Origin of the sequence: Chitinophaga sp. CF418 (genome assembly GCF_900142925.1) — a bacterium.
Taxonomy (GTDB): domain Bacteria; phylum Bacteroidota; class Bacteroidia; order Chitinophagales; family Chitinophagaceae; genus Chitinophaga.
Map to the genome: position 1 here is coordinate 448,977 of NZ_FRCN01000005.1, position 18,840 is coordinate 467,816.

Here is an 18,840-nt window from a genome sequence, read left to right on the forward strand (position 1 = left end):
CATCACTTAAAACTTGACGAAGAGTTTAACACCATAGGACTTCCGCGTTGGCAGAGAGCCATATTCCAGCCCCTGCGCGGTCGTGTTGTTGTAACTTGATTCAGGATCTATATTCGGTACAGCTTTGTAAAGGGTGAACGGATTACGCGTGACCAGGGAAACAGTGGCCTCACGGAATACCTTGTTGAATAAGGGCAAATCATAATCAAGATGCAGCTCCCTGAGCTTTACAAAAGTAGCATCGTATACGAATGCCTCGGGAATACTCTCTCCTAACCTTTTCCAGTAGGACTGCGGATTCACATACGCCGTTACTTCATTGTCAGTGGCGGCCTGTATGCCCCTGATGGGCAGTCCGCCTGTAGGTGCCCATTCCTCCGGCGTCTTTCCTGCACTAACTCTTTCCTGTTCGGAACGCGCCCATCCTTCCCGTCCTTCCAGCGTGCCTTTCTGATTGCCGTTTGTATATGCCAGCAGGTTGGTCATGGAGAAGATATTGCCGCCGTATTTTATATCCACGAGCACTGTCAGCGACAGGCGCTTATAAGAGAAACGGTTGGTAATGCTACCTGTCCATGCATATTGATTACTGCCCAGGCGACTGTCGGTCGTTGTAGATTTCGGCAGATTATTCCCATCCAGTACCAAACGTCCTTTGTAATCGCGCAGGAAATGCCTGCCGGTCAGCATACCATACTCCGCATCTTTCTTCGCTACAACAGAAACACTTCCCCAACGCGCCACTGCTACCGGATAATAGGGAGACATCAGCGAGTTGAGCGACTGTATCCTGTTCATGTTACGGGAAAAGATCAAACCGGCCTCCCAGCTGAAATTTTTATGTACCACCGGCATTCCTCCCAGGGCTATTTCCACGCCTTCATTACGGATATTGCCGGAATTGATCACGGCACTGGTGTATCCGCTGGTAGTAGAAACGGGGGCATTCAGCACCTGGTCTTTCGTTCTGGAATGATACCAGGTAGCATCCAGGTGTAAACGGTTATCGAAGAAAGTCAGGTCTACCCCTGCTTCATAAGCATAGTTAACTCCCGGGCGCAGATCGGCGAAAGGTACATTATCCACCGCTACACCACCAATGGAATATCCTTTTATGACAGGAATATCAGGATTGTAGCCGTAGGTGAGCCGCAAGAGGTAAGGCTGTACAGCATCGGTACCTGTTTGCGCCACGGATAAACGGAACTTACCGGAAGTCAGGACCTGTTTATTTCTGATCAGCTCTGTAAACTGGAACGCGGCTGATGCGGAGGGATAGAAATAAGCATTGTGATCGCGCGGCAAAGTAGATGACCAGTCTTTACGCCCCGTCAGCGAAAAGAAGAACAGCCGCCTGTAATCAATATCCAGTGAGGCGTACACCGCGTTGATCCTCTTCCGGAGGATCATTTCATGCCGCATACGTGTCCCAAAATTATCGATGCCCCTATCTCCGCGGATATTCATTTCACGGCCGGTAGTATTGCGGATCGTTTCTTTGTAGTCCATACGGGTGGTTCCTACATTCATTGTGAACCGGAACCTGTTCAGCTGGCGGGTATAGGTGAGCAGCAGATCGCTGTTTATTTCCCATAATCTTCTGTCTTTGAGGAACATGGCCCCCAGGGGATTCACAGGCGTGGAATAGTTCATCAGCTCATTAAAGAAAAATGCCGAGTAGTCTGCCCCCGAACGTATATGCATAGAGAAGCCAGGACAGAGTTTATATTTCAGGCGGATAAAGCCATTGAAACGATCCTGGTCACTATTGTTAGGTTGCTCATAGATTGCCCAGTAAGGATTGACCTGGTAAGTGTTGTTATTCCAGTTGATATAATTACCCGTTACAGGGTCCTTGTAATTCTTCAGCCAGTTGAGGTCAATATTTGGCGCAATGCCGCTCAGCACATAGCCTACATTATTAGGATTGTCGGACAATGCAGGCCGGTTCAGCACTTCCTCATCCAGCCAGGCCAAACGGGTATCCAGTTCCAGATGCTTTGTAAGCCGGGTTGTGATCCTGGCAGAGAAGTGATGTCTTTGTAATCCGCTGGTGGGCACTATATCGTTGTTGCGTGTATTGGTATAAGACGCCCGCAGCTGTGTTCTTTCATTCCCTGTGGATACGGCCAGTGTATTGATCAGGGTAAATCCCTGCCGGAAGAACTTCGTAACGGGATTACGGGCTTTCACATAAGGCACCTTCATTCCATTCCAGAGCCATACCATGCTGTCGGCGTTCATTTTTGGCCCCCAACTGTATTGTGCATCCCAGCGGGCTTCGGCTGCATTCCCGGGCAACAGCCCCTCACGACCACTGCCGTAGGTATCCTGGAAATCATATTGACTGTTGAATTTTTCCAGCACAGCATTCGACATAAACTCTATTTCCAGCCCTTTACGGACACCTTTCTTCGTTGTGATCAATATAACTCCGTTTGTTGCCCGGCTGCCGTATAAGGCTGCGGAAGCCCCTCCTTTGAGCACTGAAAGCGTCTCCACATCATCCGGGTTAATGATCACGGTACCATCTCCCAGGTCATAACCGCCATATTTTTCTGCCTGACCGGGGGAAGTATTATTCACCGGGATACCGTCTATGACGAGCAGCGGCTGATTGTTTCCTCCCAGCAGGCGCATTCCCCGGAGAGTCAGTTTTGTAGACCCTGCCGCTCCGCTGTTCACCGGGCTTACATCCAGTCCGGCGATCTTTCCGCTGAGTATATTCATGGGATGTACGTCCCTAACGCTGGTCAGGTCTTTCCCTTTTATTTCTGCGTGTGCATATCCCAGTGAGTATTGTTCCCTATTGATGCCGAGAGCTGTCACCACAACAGTGTTCATCTGCATGATACGGGTGGCCGGGAGTGTATCCAGGGCGGGAGCAACTATTTTCTGAAACCGGATAATGATCTGATGGCCGATAGTCCGGATCTCATACCGAGCAGGAGGAAAAACACTCTCCAATGCGGCCTGTATGGAGATCTGCGTTTCATTCATGGTAACGGGTGCACGTCCGTTGATGATTTCGTTGGGATAAGCAAAGGAAACACCGGTCTGTTCGCCTATCCATTTCAGGAAAACGGAAACAGGCATCTTCTTCACCCGGATATCCAGATGCTGCTGCAGTAGTGGAGACTGTTGTGCGGTACCGGTCAGGACTGCACACATTAAGAGGGTTAGAGTACCTAAAGTGGCCAGGACCTTCATAAGGGTAATGGAGCAGTTATTGATCCAGGACAGCGCCAAATATTGCCATGGCTTCGTCCTGGGGTGTATTATGCAGGCGCAAGGTAATTCGTTTATGCCGCAAATTCTCAACAACTTTTATTTCTGATATATGGTAGTGAGCTGCTAATACTCTCGCCACATTTTCTGCTTCTTCATTCTCGAATACCAGCTCTTTCGTGGCCCAGGCGCATTGATTACTATAGTTACCTATGGGATGTCTTATCTCATCATCATTCCGGCTGACAGTTGCCAGGTTGCCGCTTCCACTGCTCAGAACCAGCTTCTTTCCTCCGCTGTGCAGGCTTATGCTGCCTTCAAAGACAATCACTTCTGTGAAGGTACTTTCTATGCGCACGTTGAATGCCGTTCCAAGTACTTTTACGGTAGATTTATCTGCCACGACGAGGAACTGCCGTTGTGGATCTTTCACCACATCAAAATAGGCTTCCCCCTGCAGCAACCTTACTTCACGCTCTTTAAATAACTTCCTGTAAGACAGTGATGTACCGGCCTTCATATGTATCGTAGAGCCATCGGGGAGAGTGAGACTGTCTATATCGGAAGTCGGAGTTGCATAAGTTATCCAGGCATTGCGGGAGGTTTGCCACCACCAGCCGCCTGCGACCAACAACAACAGGATCACAGCTGCAGCAACGGGCTTCCAGGGGAACATACGCCTTACCCTGGCGGCCGGCGCCATCTGCTGAGACAGTTCCTGCCACCCTTCCTGTACATTAAAGGGCATAGGAGGAACATCTGCGGCGGCTTCCCAAAGCTGCTTCAGTTCTGCATACAGTTGGCGGTTCTCTTCTGATTCCTCTAACCACTTGTTTAATGCAGCCTGTTTGTCCCTGTTACCGGGGTCTGTTAGACAATCTATGATGAACCCGGTTATGTCGTTGTTGTTCATTGCTTTATAGTATTACGACAATTCAGCACCCCGATACTTTGATGCTACTGCAATTTTTTTCCGTCCAATAAGTGAGTGCGTAGATATTTCAGGGCTACCGCCAGCTGGAAATACACCGTGTTGACAGTGATACCCAACCGTTCCGCTATCTCAGCCGGTTCCTGTCCTTCAAAACGGCTGAGCAGGAAGATTTCCCGGCAGCGTGGGGCCAGCCCCTGTGTCAGGCGCACGATCTCCCTCTGCAACAGCAGATGATCTGTGATCTCATGCAATGAAGCATCGTCTGCCCGCCATTGCAGCACCTCTTCACTTACATTCCTCGATTGCCGTTTTAACTCATTGATACTTCTGTTTGTCACAGAACGATATAGGTAGTGGCGTACATTCCCGGTAATCTCAATCTGTTGTCCTTTTTCCCATAAGTGTGCGAACAGGCTTTGCACGACCTCTTTGGCCAGGTCATTATCTTTGACCCAGCGATAAGCTAACAGGAACAATTCCTCACTGTATGCTGTGTAAATTTTCTGGAAGACACCGGCATTACGACTACGGAGGGCCTCAGTAGCTTCTTCAGCAGAGATATGGTATCCGTCTTGCGTCATCATCAATTTGAATGCCGCACAAAGTATTATTTTTTTTAAATAATCAAGGGAAATTTCGGAGATAACCGTTAAAAATACACTGACTAAAAAAGATGGTGCAACGCTGAAATAGTATAATGATAAGTCCTGCTAACTTTTCAGTTGCCGGGTTTCTTCATAATTGTCTTTTAATCCTACACCAGACAACTGTAGTTTGATGGCCTCCTGCAGAAGATAACAGATCTTCCCTGCGGCAGGCGCATATTGCAGTCCTTCCCGGCGGATGTTGGAGATGCAGTTTCTCGATTCATCCGTATTTCCTATGCGGGGATTAAAAGTGAGATAAGCCCCCATACTATCTGCCGCACTGAGCCCGGGACGTTCGCCTATCAGCACTATGGTCATTTTTGTCTTTAACAGCTCACCTATCTCATCGCCGATAGCAACCCTGCCCTGCTCTGCCAGGCAGATGGGACCCGCTGATATACCTGCTGTTTTCAACATGGGCAATAACTGCGTCAATAACGGTAAGGTATGTATATTCATCGCTGTTGCAGAGAGCCCATCTGCGATAATAATTGCTACGTCTTTCTGCAGTAATGCAGCTGGTAATGTACGCAGGGTTTTAATGCTCTCTGCGTCCAGTCTCCTGCCTTTATCGGGACGTTGCAGGTATTCCTGCCTGTCTGCCGCACTGCTATGCAGCAACAATGTGCCGGTATGAAAAGGTTGCAGCTGTTCCATTAACAACGTTATGTCCAGCTTTGAATAAACAGCATCCCGTGCATGTGCATGCGCCAGCTTAAAAGACAACACTTCCCTCAAAGGAATGGCAGTGCCTGTTCTCCCCAGTGCGATACGCGCTGTAGTAAAAGCCTTTAACGAAGACCAGGGGTCTTCCTGTATCGGGTTCCTGTGCGGTAATTCCTTATTCATCCTGTGTGACAAATTCAATCTGTGTTATTAAAGATAAACTGGCTGGTATTCTATGCTTCATTATAGCTTAGCTGCTGATGCATCTTTTTCATGTGATAGCATTTCATCCTGCGTTATAACCTACGCAGCTGATGTATCTTTCATACCTGCTACGTGACAGCATTTCATCCTGCGTTATAACCTACGCAGCTGATGCATCTTTCATACCTGCTGCGTGACAGCATTTCATTCTGCGTTATAACCTACGCAGCTGATGCGCCTTTCATACCTGCTGCGTGACAGCATTTCATCCTGCACTATAACCTAACAGTTGATGCGCTTTTCCTACCTGCTGCAACTGGCCTTTGTTGTTCATGATACCCTGGCGTTGCAGCCAGGCTTCAAATTCAGGCGCGGCCTTCAGTCCCAGTACCTTACGGGCATACAACGCGTCGTGAAAGGAAGTGGATTGATAATTCAGCATGATATCGTCTGCGCCCGGTACTCCCATAATGAAATTACATCCGGCTACACCTAATAGCGTAAGCAGGTTGTCCATATCGTCCTGGTCGGCCTCTGCATGATTTGTATAACAGATGTCCACACCCATTGGTAGCCCCAGCAGTTTGCCACAACAGTGATCTTCCAGTGCTGCACGGATGATCTGTTTACCGTCAAAGAGGTATTCAGGCCCGATGAATCCAACAACAGTGTTCACCAATAAAGGAGAGAATTGCCGGGCCACCGCATAAGACCGGACCTCGCAGGTCTGTTGATCTACTCCTTCGTGCGCGTTGGCAGACAAAGCACTCCCCTGCCCTGTCTCGAAATACATCACGTTGTTGCCAATAGTTCCTCTCTTCAATGACAGCGCTGCTTCATGGGCTTCTTCCAGTAAGGCCAGGTGAATACCAAAACTGCTGTTGGTCTTCTCTGTACCACCAATAGACTGGAATACCAGATCGACAGGCGCGCGTTGAATGATCTCCATCGCAGTAGTGACATGACATAGAATGCAGGACTGGGTAGGAATATCAAACTGTGTACGTAACTGATCCAACATGTGCAATAATTGCACAACTGCCTGCGGACTATCTGTAGCAGGATTGATGCCGATCACGGCATCTCCGCTGCCATATAGCAAACCATCTATGATACTGGCAGCAATACCTTTCGGATCGTCTGTGTTATGATTGGGTTGCAGGCGTACGGATAAGTGACCTTTCAGACCTATCGTATTGCGGAAGCGGGTGACAACTTCACATTTCTGCGCCACACTGATGAGGTCCTGGTTGCGCATCAATTTTGAGACCGCTGCCACCATCTCGGGCGTAAGACCGGGAGATAAGCCTTGCAGGGTCAGGGTATCTGCTTCATCGCTCAGCAGCCAGTCCCGCAGCTCTCCCACCGTGAAATGACTGATAGGCGCGAAAGCAGTTTGATTATGAGTGTCGATGATCAGGCGGGTGATCTCATCTTTTTCGTAAGGGATGATAGCTTCCTGCAGGAATGTTTTTAAAGGCACATCTGCCAGGGTCATCTGCGCAGCAACACGTTCTTCATAGCTATCGGCAGCCAGTCCGGACAAGGCATCCCCTGAGCGGAAGGGCGTGGCCTTCGCCAGTAAAGTGCGGAGGTCGGCGAAGGTGTATGTTTTGTGTTGTATGGTGTGCTGGTATGCCATGAATTGTTATGAATTGTTTATATCGTGCTCCTCGTTGTTTACGGAATTCCTGGCGAAGTCCTATTGTTTTTGGTTAGAGGACCATTTTTTGTTGGGCGATGGGAGCCGGTTCCCGGTGTTTTCCCATCGCTACGAAAATAACCAGTGCGATGGCCAATCCTGAAAAGAACAAGAGCGCCAGTAGTTGATTGTAGTAGACAATCGCTATTAATGATACGATAGATAACACCAATGCAATACCAGGGAACCAGGGATAAAACGGAGCTTTAAAAGGACGTTCTAATCCGGGTTCTTTTTTTCTGAGTATGAACAGGCTGATCATGCTGAAGATATACATCACTACAGCGCCCATTACAGATAAGATCACCAACTGATCTGTTTTACCGAGGTATAGAGCAATCACTCCGAGCAGTCCGCCGGCGATTAGTGCTACGTAAGGCACCTGCCTTTTAGGACTGAGCAGCGCCAGCCCGCCGGGCAGATAACCACTACGGGCCAATGCGAATAGCTGGCGGGAATAGCTGATAATGATACCATTGAAGGAAGCGATCAATCCGAAGAGACCAATTCCCGCGAAGATCTTCGTGATACCACTCTGTTTACCCAATACAACACCTATAGCTTCCGGCAAGGGATAGTCAATGTTGGATAATGCTTTCCAGTCGGTGACACCTCCTGTTAACACCATCACGCCTATTGCCAGTAATGTCAACGTGAGCATGGCAGAGATATATCCTTTGGGAATATTCCGGGAAGGATCTTTCACTTCCTCCGCTACCATAGCAATCCCCTCAATACAGACATACAGCCAGATAGCAAAAGGCAGGGCGGCAAATACCCCGAGCCAACCCGCAGGCATGGCATTGTGCATGAAATTGGCCGTTTTGAAAGAAGGCCCTACAATACCCATATATATCAGCAGTTCAACTACTGCCAGTAAGGTGATGATAAGCGAGAAAAGTGCTGACTCTTTAATGCCCAGCAGATTGATGCCAGTGAGCAACACATAAAAAGCAATACCGCTTCCCAGTACGGGGAGCGAGGGGTGCAGGAAATGCAGGTAGTTGCCCAGGGCGAAAGCAATGGCGGGAGTAGCCAGCAGGAATTCCACAGCGGTGGCATACCCTGCAATTAGTCCGCCGATAGGACCCATTGCCCGGTGCGTATAAGTAAAGGGACCGCCCGCCTGTGGAATGGAGGTGGTCAGCTCCGTAAAACTGAAGATGAACGTAATGTACAACAAGGTGATAATGAGCGTGGCCGCAAGGAAGCCGATGGTACCAGCTACCCCCCAACCGTAATTCCAGCCGAAATATTCACCGGAGATGACTAATCCGACGCCAATGGCCCAGAGATGTATGGGCCTGATCACTTTTTTTAAAACTGTTTCCTGAGCAGACATAAATATATACGGGATTGCTGGTAATGCCTGAATCACTACCATTGGTTGATAAAGTATATTCCCGTTTCCCTCCGCGAAATGTTGTCAAGATACACAAAAAGATCACATCTCAAGCGCCAGTGAGGTATTAGCATTACGGCTGCCCGCAAATTTCAGCCTGTATTCTGTTGGAGTCAGACCTACTTCCTTTCTGAATACTTTGCGGAAGGCCTTGATGTCGTTGTAACCACAGTCGAGCATTACCGTGAGGATGCTGTTGCCGGTCTGTTCCAGCATCTTTTTGGCTGCCTCGATACGGGTCTTCTGCAGGTATTCTATGGGTGTGATACCCGTGGCCTGTTTGAAACGGCGTACGAAGTTGCGGCGACTGGCTGGAATATTCTCCATGAACGATTCCACATTGCGCGCTTCCTGGAAACAGGATTCCATGCGTTGCTGTACTTCAGAGATCAGCGGGTCTGCATGTTTCTTTTCCGGCAGGAACATACCGAAGTAGGATTGTGTTTCACGGTCCATATCGATAGCAAATAGTTTCGCGGCCTTTACAGACATATCCTGTCCGCAGTATTTCTCTACCAGGTGCAATAGCAGGTGGAAGGTGCTGGTAGCGCCTCCACTGGTATAGATACCTGATGCGGAAGTCAGCACTCTGTCGGGTAGCAGCAATACATCGGGGAAATGACCTGCAAAAGCGCGGCAGGCGTTCATATGCGTGGTAGCAGGCTTACCATCCAGCAATCCTGTAGCTGCCAGCAGAAAAGCGCCGGTGCAGAAACTGGCTATTTCCGTTCCTGCGTGATGTTGTTGCCGTAGCCAGGGAATAAAGGTGCTGTTGGCGGCAATAGCGATATCCACATCTCCTGCAATAAAAGCTGGGATCAGCACCAGATCCGGTTTCGCAGCTTCCTTTAGCGCTACCGTGGTATAACGGCCGTAATGAGGTAACATGTCCACTTCCTTCTGATCGGCCAGCACCAGCTGTATATTGAAAATTGGGGCCTGCTGGTTGGTAGTATACATATTGTTTACCGATTCGAATACATCCAGAATGGCGGCCGTGCTTATAAGCCGATGGTTGTAGGTGAGCAACAGTGCCAGGTTCATCATGATTTCAGGTTTTAAACAAAGTGCCGGTCAAGTTACGACATTTGGCCCAAATGCGCCCTATCAGCTTCTTTATCAGTTATTCAAGAAAAGATTACAAGTATGTATCTTCGGGGCCAGTCACCATTAAACCGCATTTATGGAAAAAAAGAAAGCAGGCACCGTCCTCTGGCACGATCTCACCGTATCTGATGCAAATACCGTAAGCGATTTTTATCAGCAGGTAGTTGGATGGGAAAAGTCCGGGCTCAGTATGGGGGATTATGAGGATTATGTTATGCAGGCCAAAGACGCCAATCCTGATGCACCTGAAACGGTAGGCATCTGTCATGCGAAAGGCCCGAATGCCTATATCCCTCCCCACTGGCTGGCCCATGTAGCTGTAGACAACCTGGACAAAAGCCTGGAGCGTACACAGGCATTGGGCGGAAAGGTCATCGGCGATAAACGCCAAATGGAAAACCACGGCTGGTATTGCCTGATACAGGACCCGGCAGGGGCTTACCTAATGTTGTGGGAACAGGCATAGATCATTCTTTTTTATTATTTAGTCAGACCTGCAGTTAGTTGCGGGAAGGGATGTTTATGTCTGTTATAACACCAATAAAAAAGATTTTAAATATTACAAGTAATCGTACTTTTAGTGAAATAATAGTGCTTTTTCCACGTTTAGAGTTCCATCGGGGATGTATCCTATACACCTATGTATAGGTAAGCAGCGCTGTCAGATCACCATTCTTTCAGCCTGGTGTAAAACAGATTTATTTCAAGCCATAATCCTTTATACCTGATGTAACACATACATGTTTCAAACCATCATCCTTTACCTGATGTAAACAGCTATATATAGACTACAAGGCATTCCGCTATAGCCTGACAAAATCCCTCTTAAAAACATGAAGAAAACCGTCAATTCCCTTCTCCTTTGCATGACTATGTTTGCCATGGCAACCTTATTGCTGATGTGCAAAAAACAAGACGCAAACAGTATGAAGCCACTATCGGGCAAAAGTCTGGTAGCCGCTGCTGCTGCACCACAGATTGTTACGTTTGTACATCCTGGTGTGTTGAACACACAGGAAAGCCTGGACCTTGTCGGTTCACAGGTAAATGGTGGAGAACCGGTACGTGCTGCCGCTTACCAGAAAGTGCTGGACTATGTTAATAACAATGCTCTTCCAACAAAATTCTGGGAAACAGTAACCGTAGGTTCCAACGGGGCCACTACAGAATCCAAAAGCCAGATCAGAAAAGACGCTATACTGGCGTATGCACTGGCGCTGCGCTGGGCAAAGACCGGTACTGCCACATACGCACAGCAGTGTATCGCTATTCTGAACGGCTGGTCCTACACTTTCAAACAGTACGCAGTGCTGTCGGGCTCCAACCAGTACCAACCATCACTGGAGGCTTCCTGGACAACTCCCAGCTTCGTTGCAGCTGCTGAGATCATCCGTTATTACAAAGCCTTCGGACAATCAGCTGGCTGGTCAGATGCTGATATCAACCAGTTCAATAACTACCTGAACCTGGTGAAGAACAACTATATCAACAACACACCGGCATACAACAACAACTGGAATGCTTCTGCCGGTTATGCTAAAATGGCCATCGGCATTTTCCTGAACAGCACTACTGTGTACCAGAATGGTTATAATATCATTACGCAGCATCTGCCTATTATTATCAAGTCTGATGGTACCATTCCTGAATATTGCGACAGGAATGACTGTGTGCATTACCAGTATTCACTGACAGCATTTGCATATTCAGCCGAGCTGGCCAGGATACAGGGCGACAACTCCCTGTGGGCATTCAATTCCAGCCTGCTCAGCAAAGGCTATGATTATATGAAAGCTGCCTACAACAGGACCACCTCCTGTACTACCTGTTCTACTTCCAGCCCTGTATTCCCGGGCACTGAAGTGGCATACAATTATTATAAAACAGCCAACCTGAAGTACCTGCGGGAACTGCAGGATCCGCTGTATGTGCCTAATGACAGAACGTTCTTAGGCTTTACCTCCTATACACACTTTAATGTACCAAGCCTGTAATTACAGCAAGTAAACAGATACTACAGGCTATAGCGGATAAAAGACCGTCCCGGATACTCCAGGGCGGTCTTTTTTTTAAAAAAACTTCATTACCTATTGCAACGTACGTTTTTAATACATACCTTTGATTCATGAGCTTATTTAAGAAAGATACATCTCCTGAGATGGTGCCGACGAAAACTGAAATGGACGTGTTGCAGATACTCTGGCAGTATGGCCCTTCAACTGTGCGTTTTGTACACGATAAACTGAATGAGCAGAAGGAGGCGGTGATCTATACCAGCACGTTGAAACTGATGCAGGTAATGAAAGAAAAAGGGATGCTGGACCGTGACGAAAGCAGTATGAAGCACGTGTACAGCGCTGCCGTAGAGGAGAAAAAGGTAAAGGGGACCCTACTGAGCCGTTTTATGGACGCTATGTACAACGGCTCTCCGAGTGACCTGATGGTGGCATTGCTGGGCAACGATAAGACCTCACCGGAAGAGTTAAAGAAGATCAAGGAGTTATTGAAAACTATGGATGGTAAATAACCAAATTCTACACCCATGCACCCGTACCTCAACTTAGATTCAGGTGGCGAACAGTTTCTACAGGCTTTCAGCTGGATGCTGGTCCATTCCCTCTGGCAGGGATTGCTACTGGCCGTTATGACGGCCATGTTACTGCAATTCACCAAAAGAGCGCCTGCGCGACTGAGGTACAATATTATATCCATCCAGTTTGTATTGTTTATACTGGCGTGTATATGGACCTTCTTACGCGGTATGAGCGGACCTTCTGCAAGCATTGTACCGCTGAGCGATACTTTCGGGCAGAACGCTTCCCAACTGCTGAATATCAATGTCCTTAACATACAGCAGTTTGCCGGTGCATGCGCCGCATATATTTCTGATCATGCATCACTGCTGGTACTGGTATGGGCCATCTTTTTCACCTTCCGTTCTTTCAGGATGGTGCAGGGACTGATCTACCTGCAAAGGGCGAGACATCAATACACTTATGCAGCGGCCGACTGGCAGGAACGGCTCATGCTGCTTTGCAGAAAGCTGCATATTAACAAGCGCATCCGGCTGCTGGAATCGGCCCGCGTGAAAGTGCCGATGGTAATAGGACATCTGAAACCGGTGATACTGATGCCTGCAGGTTTATTAACCGGTCTCCCGGTGGAACAGGTGGAAGCCGTATTACTGCATGAACTGGCCCATATACGGCGGCATGATTACATCGTGAACCTGCTGCAGGTTGTTTGTGAAACCGTTTACTTCTTTAATCCCGGCCTCTTATGGATCTCCGGATTACTGCGCGATGAGCGGGAACATTGTTGCGATGATATTGCCCTCGGACAAACCGGCAACAAGAAAGAGTTTATACAGGCACTGATCAGTTTCAAGGAACATGCCATCTACAGTCCTTCATCTGCTGTAGCATTTCCAGGTAAAAAGAACCAGTTGTTACAAAGGGTCAGCCGTATTATCAATAATAAAAATCAACCGCTGGGAACAGGAGAAAAAGTGTTCTTCATGGCAGGCATCCTGCTGTTGACGGCTATCTTATCGACAGCCGCTATTACGCAACTGCGGAGTATGAAGCACGATGTATTCAGCAGACAGCCTAATACTGCCAGGAATTATATTCCACCTAAGCAAGGGCAGGTTTCAAATATAACCCGGAAAGATAGTATAACACATATAAAGCCATCTGATACGGCGTTCCAGCAGCAGGACGGCCGGATAAACAATACAAAGCTCAACCGTCCTGTCATTACGCGCCAGGTAACGATAGCCAGGGAATCTACAGACGAGTATTATGCGGAAAAATTACTGGCTGATGATATGCAGCCGGAACAACCGGAAGATGACAGACGCCGGGATGAGATGAAGCCTGTCAGACCACTGTATATGGTAAGGAATGCCAAAAGAGAATACAGGTACGACTATAACAGACAACAATATACGCCGGAGAACAAGCTCCGGCCGGACAGATCATCTGAGCTTCGCCTCATTGCAAATGACAGAGTGGTTCAGCTGATAGCATCTGAAACAGTACAGGAACGCCAAAAAGAAGACGCAAGACTGGCCCGCATACAAGCTGAGAGCGACAAGCAGCAGGCAGGCAGGGATCGTGCACAGGCAGACCGTGACCGCGCACAGGCAGAAAAAGACCGCCAGCAGGCGGACAGGGATCGTGAGCAGGCCGTCAAAGATCATATACAGGCAGACAAGGACAGAGAGCAGGCAAGACTGGACCGTTTACAAGCGGAAAAAGACAGGATGCAGGCAAACCTCGACCGCATACAGGCAGATAAAGACCGGGCAAGGGTTGAGGTGGAAAGAAGACAGCCGACACAATAATCCATTTATATAACAATTCACCGTCTAAAAAAGCCGTGCAACATCACGGATGGCATTGTATTGCCACTACTATTCTAAAAACAACAATATGACGTAAGAATTTTTCGCAGTTCTACTGCGACAGGACCTTTATTTCCCGTTCATTCCCGGGCATTTATTTACAACGATGCATATTTTTTACAGCTACGGCTGTAACAGGATGTTTATTGCCTGTACATCCCAGGCGCTATTTACAAACTTAAAATTCATCAGAAAATGAGAACACATTATTTCAAAAGCAATATACTGCTTGCAACATTCCTGGTATTGACCGTTTCCATAAACGCACAGCAGATCACTTCCCAATATACTAAGTCTGATCAGAAAAATGGGAAGGAACGCGTCATTACCGACCGGGGTGATAAGACCTATCAGCTGGAGTTTGCAGATGGCAAGATGACCTTTTTGTCTGTAAATGGTGTGAGCATCCCTGAGGAAAAATGGAGCGATTATAAAACCATTATTGACGAGATCCGTGAGCAGATGAAAAAAGATAGGGAACAGGCAAGACTGGACCGTATACAGGCAGATAAGGACAGAGAACAGGGCCGTCTGGATCGTATACAGGCAGATAAGGACAGAGAACAGGCAGACCGTGACCGCCTGCAGGCTCAGAAGGATCGTGCACAGGCCGAATTGGACCGGCAGCAATCTGTCAGGGACAAGCAACAGGCAGACCGTGACCATTTAGAGGCGGAAAAGGACCGCGATCAGGCTGTCAGAGACCGTGCACAAGCAGACAAAGACAGAGAACAGGCTGTCAGAGACCGCGCACAGGCAGAGAAAGACAGGGAACAAGCTGTCAGAGATCGCGCACAGGCTGAAAAGGATCGCGCACAGGCGGAGGCTGACAGGAAGCTATTGGCTGATTTGACCGCCGATCTGGTAAGCGATAAACTGATCACCAGTGCAGATGACCTGCGTATGCTGACAATGTCTCCCACTGAAATGACAGTGAATGGTATTAAACAACCTGATGCTGTCCACAAAAAGTACCAGGATAAATACAGCCGTTTTGCCAAAGGCAATTTCGCATACATGTCTGATAGCAATGGTAAACGTGTACAGATGCGTAGAGATAACTAAAAGGACCTGCTTATTAGTAGTTACTTTCCACTATGAGAAAAGCCGTCTCAGTTTTGAGACGGCCTTCTTTTTCCCCGTGGATCTGCATACAATAAAGATGGGATGTATCAGCTCTGACACATCCCATCTTATATTTTTTTATGCTGATTTACTTGATCTCTTTCAACATCTCTGTCACTGCTGCTTCCAGCTGGTCATCCTTACCGGTTAAAGCATCTTCATAGCGCAGTGGTACACGGATATCCGGCTCCAGCTGCATATTCTCCAGCGGGTGATCACCTGTTCTGCCAATTACGCCTACCATCGGAATACCAAAAACAAGTGTAGGATCTATCTGCCGTTCCCACCAAACCGCCGTACCTGTTCCAGGTACCGGCATGCCGATCAGTTTACCCAGGTTGTCCTGTTTGTAAATGAAAGGGAAGATATGGGCATCGCTGTAGTTGCTCTCTCCCATCAGTACGCAGCTGGGTCTTGTCCAACGGGTCTGTGGTTCCCATGCTTTTGTTCTGTGCCCCTGTGGCGCGAAGTTCATATATGTTTTTCCGCCCAGGAAGTTATACAGGTCATCATGCAGCCATCCACCGCCATTGAAACGGGTGTCTACGATCAACGCCTGTTTCTCCCTGTTCTTACCCATTACTTCATCGTATACAGAACGGAAGCTGGCGTCATTCATGCCCTGTACATGCACATATCCCACTTTACCACCGCTCAGTTTATCCACCATATTGCGCATGTTGGTTACCCAGCGTTTGTACATGAGATTCCCTTCCTCATTACCGGAGATAGGTTTTACGGATTCATCCCAGCGTTTCTGTGTAGCCGGGTCATAGATGCTTACCAGGATGTTGTTGCCTGTTTTGCGATTCAGCAGTGTCGCCCAATCCTGTTGTGCGGTGATCTCATCTCCATCTATACGCTCGATGATATTGCCTTTTTTCAGTTTGCTGAAAGCTTTGTCGAAAGGGCCACCTGCTATAACTTCATCCACTTTCAGGCCATTGCCGGTATATGTTTCATCATAGAGTAAACCCAGTGCGGCGGTGTTATCGCCATCTGCACGATATGCATTGTAACGGCCACCGGTATGGGATGCGTTCAGCTCTCCCAGCAGTTCACTGAGCAGTTCCTGGAAGTCATAGTTATTGCTGATATGCGGCAGGAAACGTGCGTAGTTCGTCGCATACGCTTCCCAGTCTATCTTTTTCAGTGTAGCCGGATCATAGAATTTGTCTTCCACCTGTTTCCAGGCATGCTCATAGATATAACGGCGCTCTGCTTCCTGATCCAATAGAAACTCTGTACTAATGCTTACAGGCGTGATCTTTCCGGAAGCAGCGTCTACTTTCACTACACTGCCGCGGTTGTTGACAAAGATGCTATTACCATCTTTGCTCAGCTCAATACTACCGGGGCTACCGCCTAATTTGGCCAGTATCTTCGTCTCCCCTGTTCTCGGTTCTGTCACCCATAGATCATAACCTTTTTCAAAAGCAGCCATATAGTATACCTTGCTGGCATCGTTGTTCAGCACATAATCACTGATAGAGGCGCTATTGATAGTCATGCGGATGATCCGGCTGTCAAGATTGTCGAAGTCCGGCTTAAAGGGCTTTTTAGGCGCAGCAGCGGTATCTTTCTTCGCGGTAGTGGAATCCTTACCGGATTTCTTTGCGTTATCTTCTTTTTCTTTCAGGAGGTTGAATTCATCCTTAGACAGTTTATACCTGTCATATGCTTCCTGGTCAAAGAATACGCTGAAGATGTCCACTTCAATGCTACCCTGCCTTGCCAGTCCGCGGCGGCCATTGCGGTCGCTCAGCCAGGTCATCACCTTCCCGTCTGCAGCCCATTTGTTATTGCCTTCCCCGAAGCCGCTCATTACAGGATAGATGGTCTGTCCTTTGCCATCGGCAGCGATGATAGCCGCATTGCTCACATTGAAATAACCCTGATGGTCGTCTGTCACGATCCACTTCCCATCGGGGCTCCACACGAACTGCCAGTCGCCGTCAGAGTATGAAAAGTTACGGCCGGCAGGCAGTAGTGTACGGCTCTTTTTGGAAGCGATATTGTATACACGCAATACATTCCGGTCCTCCACATAGGCTATCTCCTTTCCATCGGGAGAGAACAGGGGTTTAAATTCCTCCGCTTCTGTAGCGATGAGCGGTTCTTCCTTCAGGATGGTAGATGCGAAGAAATAAGGCTCTTCAGAACGAACGATGGAAGCCTGGTAGATATCCCAGTTGCCATTCCTTTCAGCTGCATAAACGATATGTTTCCCGTCGGGCGCCCAGTCTACGGACCTTTCCTGCTGGGGCGTATTGGTGATACGTTTGGTCATATTACCTTCCACGCTGGTGACAAAGATCTCACCACGGGCCACGAAGGCCATTTCTTTTCCGTTGGGGCTCATGGCAAACTCCGTCACATTGCCGCTTATTGGCAATGGTTTAGCCACAGAAGAACGGCCGTCATTAAAGATCTGAACAGGCACCTTCTTTGGCTGTTGGCCTTCTTTCAAGGTATAGATCTCTCCGTTCCAGGTAAAGCAAAGCTGGTTGTCATCAGATCTGGACAGATGACGTACGGGATGCTTTTCAAAGCGGGTAAGTTGTTGCAGTTTATTCTTATCCGTTAAGGATCCTTTGAAGATGTTCTGGGAAATACCTCCTTTCTCACTCAGGTAAAATACCTGGTCATTATCTGCAAATAAGGGCTCCCTGTCTTCACCTTCATAGCCGGATACCTGCTTGTAGGTTTTGGTTGACAGGTCATATACCCAGATATCGCGGGTCACAGCCGACACATGATGTTTACGCCAGGAATCCTCATACCCTTTTATGTCCTGGAAGACGATCTGTGTGCCTTTCCCGTTGTAGTGCGCAGACTCTGCACCAGCTGCGCTGACCAGGATGGAGCGGCCACCGGTAACGGGCACATTATACAGGTTGTCGAACAGGCCCGAGCTAAAACGTATGCTACTGGCAGGCGCGTTGCGGGCGCTGCCGAAAAGCACCTGTTTATTGTCGGGCGAAAAATCATACGGAATGTCGGCAGCACTGTTGTAGGTCAGGCGTACGGGCGTACCGCCTGTGGCCGGCATTACAAATACGTCGAAGTTACCGTAGCGGTCACTGGCGAAAGCGATAGATTTGCCGTCGTGGCTCCATACGGGCATCATGTCATGGGCTTCATGAATGGTGATGGGAACGGCCACACCACCATTGACATCCACCCTGTAGATGTCTCCTTTGTAACCGAATGCGATGGTCTTACCATCAGGGGAAATTGCGGGGTATCGCAGCCATAAGGCATTTTCCTGTGCATAGCCTGTTGTAGCAGCATAGCACATCGTAAGAACGAGTAATAGTTTTCTCATAATAAAGGTGGCTGTTAGATTCACTATCCAAGATAGTAAATGCAATAACGTCTTTATTGCGGAAATGATAAGTGGCGTTCTTTCCTGAT

Annotated in this window: 13 protein-coding genes; 5 read left to right on the forward strand and 8 right to left on the reverse strand. The window is 48.2% G+C overall.

Going from position 1 to position 18,840, the window contains the following annotated elements:
• Window positions 1-6 precede the first annotated feature (6 nt).
• The 7 genes from F3I09_RS14175 to F3I09_RS14205 form a co-directional block, all read right to left on the reverse strand.
• A complete protein-coding gene (locus F3I09_RS14175; RefSeq protein ID WP_188133806.1) occupies window positions 7-3,171 on the reverse strand; it encodes a SusC/RagA family TonB-linked outer membrane protein in 3,165 nt (1,054 codons plus the stop codon).
• A gap of 55 nt (window positions 3,172-3,226) precedes the next feature.
• On the reverse strand, window positions 3,227-4,141 hold the full coding sequence (locus tag F3I09_RS14180; RefSeq protein ID WP_149695679.1) for a FecR domain-containing protein: 915 nt from the start codon (window positions 4,139-4,141) through the stop codon (window positions 3,227-3,229).
• A 44-nt stretch (window positions 4,142-4,185) separates the two neighbouring features.
• The gene (locus F3I09_RS14185; RefSeq protein ID WP_149695680.1) at window positions 4,186-4,746 is read right to left on the reverse strand and encodes an RNA polymerase sigma-70 factor; all 561 of its coding nucleotides are present in this window, start codon (window positions 4,744-4,746) and stop codon (window positions 4,186-4,188) included.
• A gap of 126 nt (window positions 4,747-4,872) precedes the next feature.
• The gene (gene eutC / locus F3I09_RS14190) at window positions 4,873-5,658 is read right to left on the reverse strand and encodes an ethanolamine ammonia-lyase subunit EutC (protein ID WP_149695681.1); all 786 of its coding nucleotides are present in this window, start codon (window positions 5,656-5,658) and stop codon (window positions 4,873-4,875) included.
• A 286-nt stretch (window positions 5,659-5,944) separates the two neighbouring features.
• The gene (locus F3I09_RS14195) at window positions 5,945-7,321 is read right to left on the reverse strand and encodes an ethanolamine ammonia-lyase subunit EutB (protein ID WP_149695682.1); all 1,377 of its coding nucleotides are present in this window, start codon (window positions 7,319-7,321) and stop codon (window positions 5,945-5,947) included.
• 73 nt (window positions 7,322-7,394) lie between these two features.
• The gene (gene eat, locus F3I09_RS14200) at window positions 7,395-8,723 is read right to left on the reverse strand and encodes an ethanolamine permease (protein WP_149695683.1); all 1,329 of its coding nucleotides are present in this window, start codon (window positions 8,721-8,723) and stop codon (window positions 7,395-7,397) included.
• Window positions 8,724-8,825: 102 nt separating this feature from the next.
• A complete protein-coding gene (locus F3I09_RS14205; RefSeq protein WP_149695684.1) occupies window positions 8,826-9,830 on the reverse strand; it encodes a GlxA family transcriptional regulator in 1,005 nt (334 codons plus the stop codon).
• 136 nt (window positions 9,831-9,966) lie between these two features.
• Between F3I09_RS14205 and F3I09_RS14210 the strand changes: the two genes are divergently transcribed.
• The 5 genes from F3I09_RS14210 (at window position 9,967) to F3I09_RS14230 (ending at window position 15,363) form a co-directional block, all read left to right on the forward strand.
• The gene (locus tag F3I09_RS14210; RefSeq protein ID WP_149695685.1) at window positions 9,967-10,356 is read left to right on the forward strand and encodes a VOC family protein; all 390 of its coding nucleotides are present in this window, start codon (window positions 9,967-9,969) and stop codon (window positions 10,354-10,356) included.
• Window positions 10,357-10,816: 460 nt separating this feature from the next.
• Complete coding sequence (locus tag F3I09_RS14215) at window positions 10,817-11,884, forward strand: alginate lyase family protein (protein WP_223233240.1); 1,068 nt, start codon at window positions 10,817-10,819, stop codon at window positions 11,882-11,884.
• 131 nt (window positions 11,885-12,015) lie between these two features.
• Window positions 12,016-12,417: a BlaI/MecI/CopY family transcriptional regulator gene (locus tag F3I09_RS14220; RefSeq protein ID WP_149695687.1), complete on the forward strand. Its 402-nt coding sequence runs from the start codon at window positions 12,016-12,018 to the stop codon at window positions 12,415-12,417.
• Window positions 12,418-12,432: 15 nt separating this feature from the next.
• On the forward strand, window positions 12,433-14,238 hold the full coding sequence (locus tag F3I09_RS14225; RefSeq protein ID WP_149695688.1) for a M56 family metallopeptidase: 1,806 nt from the start codon (window positions 12,433-12,435) through the stop codon (window positions 14,236-14,238).
• 255 nt (window positions 14,239-14,493) lie between these two features.
• Window positions 14,494-15,363 carry a hypothetical protein gene (locus F3I09_RS14230; RefSeq protein ID WP_149695689.1) on the forward strand — a complete coding sequence of 290 codons (870 nt, stop codon included), beginning with the start codon at window positions 14,494-14,496 and terminating at the stop codon, window positions 15,361-15,363.
• Window positions 15,364-15,511: 148 nt separating this feature from the next.
• On the opposite strand, the gene F3I09_RS14235 is transcribed toward F3I09_RS14230, so the two are convergent.
• Complete coding sequence (locus F3I09_RS14235; RefSeq protein ID WP_149695690.1) at window positions 15,512-18,751, reverse strand: S41 family peptidase; 3,240 nt, start codon at window positions 18,749-18,751, stop codon at window positions 15,512-15,514.
• Window positions 18,752-18,840: the final 89 nt, after the last annotated feature.

What these genes read in the sequence shown, in the direction of transcription:
- F3I09_RS14220 (WP_149695687.1), top strand. Translation starts at nt 12,016, where the DNA reads ATGAGCTTATTTAAGAAAGATACATCTCCTGAGATGGTGCCGACGAAA.
- F3I09_RS14175 (WP_188133806.1), bottom strand. Translation starts at nt 3,171, where the DNA reads ATGTGTGCAGTCCTGACCGGTACCGCACAACAGTCTCCACTACTGCAG.
- eat (WP_149695683.1), bottom strand. Translation starts at nt 8,723, where the DNA reads ATGTCTGCTCAGGAAACAGTTTTAAAAAAAGTGATCAGGCCCATACAT.
- F3I09_RS14235 (WP_149695690.1), bottom strand. Translation starts at nt 18,751, where the DNA reads ATGAGAAAACTATTACTCGTTCTTACGATGTGCTATGCTGCTACAACA.
- F3I09_RS14185 (WP_149695680.1), bottom strand. Translation starts at nt 4,746, where the DNA reads ATGATGACGCAAGACGGATACCATATCTCTGCTGAAGAAGCTACTGAG.
- F3I09_RS14210 (WP_149695685.1), top strand. Translation starts at nt 9,967, where the DNA reads ATGGAAAAAAAGAAAGCAGGCACCGTCCTCTGGCACGATCTCACCGTA.
- F3I09_RS14180 (WP_149695679.1), bottom strand. Translation starts at nt 4,141, where the DNA reads ATGAACAACAACGACATAACCGGGTTCATCATAGATTGTCTAACAGAC.
- F3I09_RS14225 (WP_149695688.1), top strand. Translation starts at nt 12,433, where the DNA reads ATGCACCCGTACCTCAACTTAGATTCAGGTGGCGAACAGTTTCTACAG.
- F3I09_RS14230 (WP_149695689.1), top strand. Translation starts at nt 14,494, where the DNA reads ATGAGAACACATTATTTCAAAAGCAATATACTGCTTGCAACATTCCTG.
- F3I09_RS14215 (WP_223233240.1), top strand. Translation starts at nt 10,817, where the DNA reads ATGAAGCCACTATCGGGCAAAAGTCTGGTAGCCGCTGCTGCTGCACCA.
- F3I09_RS14205 (WP_149695684.1), bottom strand. Translation starts at nt 9,830, where the DNA reads ATGATGAACCTGGCACTGTTGCTCACCTACAACCATCGGCTTATAAGC.
- F3I09_RS14195 (WP_149695682.1), bottom strand. Translation starts at nt 7,321, where the DNA reads ATGGCATACCAGCACACCATACAACACAAAACATACACCTTCGCCGAC.
- eutC (WP_149695681.1), bottom strand. Translation starts at nt 5,658, where the DNA reads ATGAATAAGGAATTACCGCACAGGAACCCGATACAGGAAGACCCCTGG.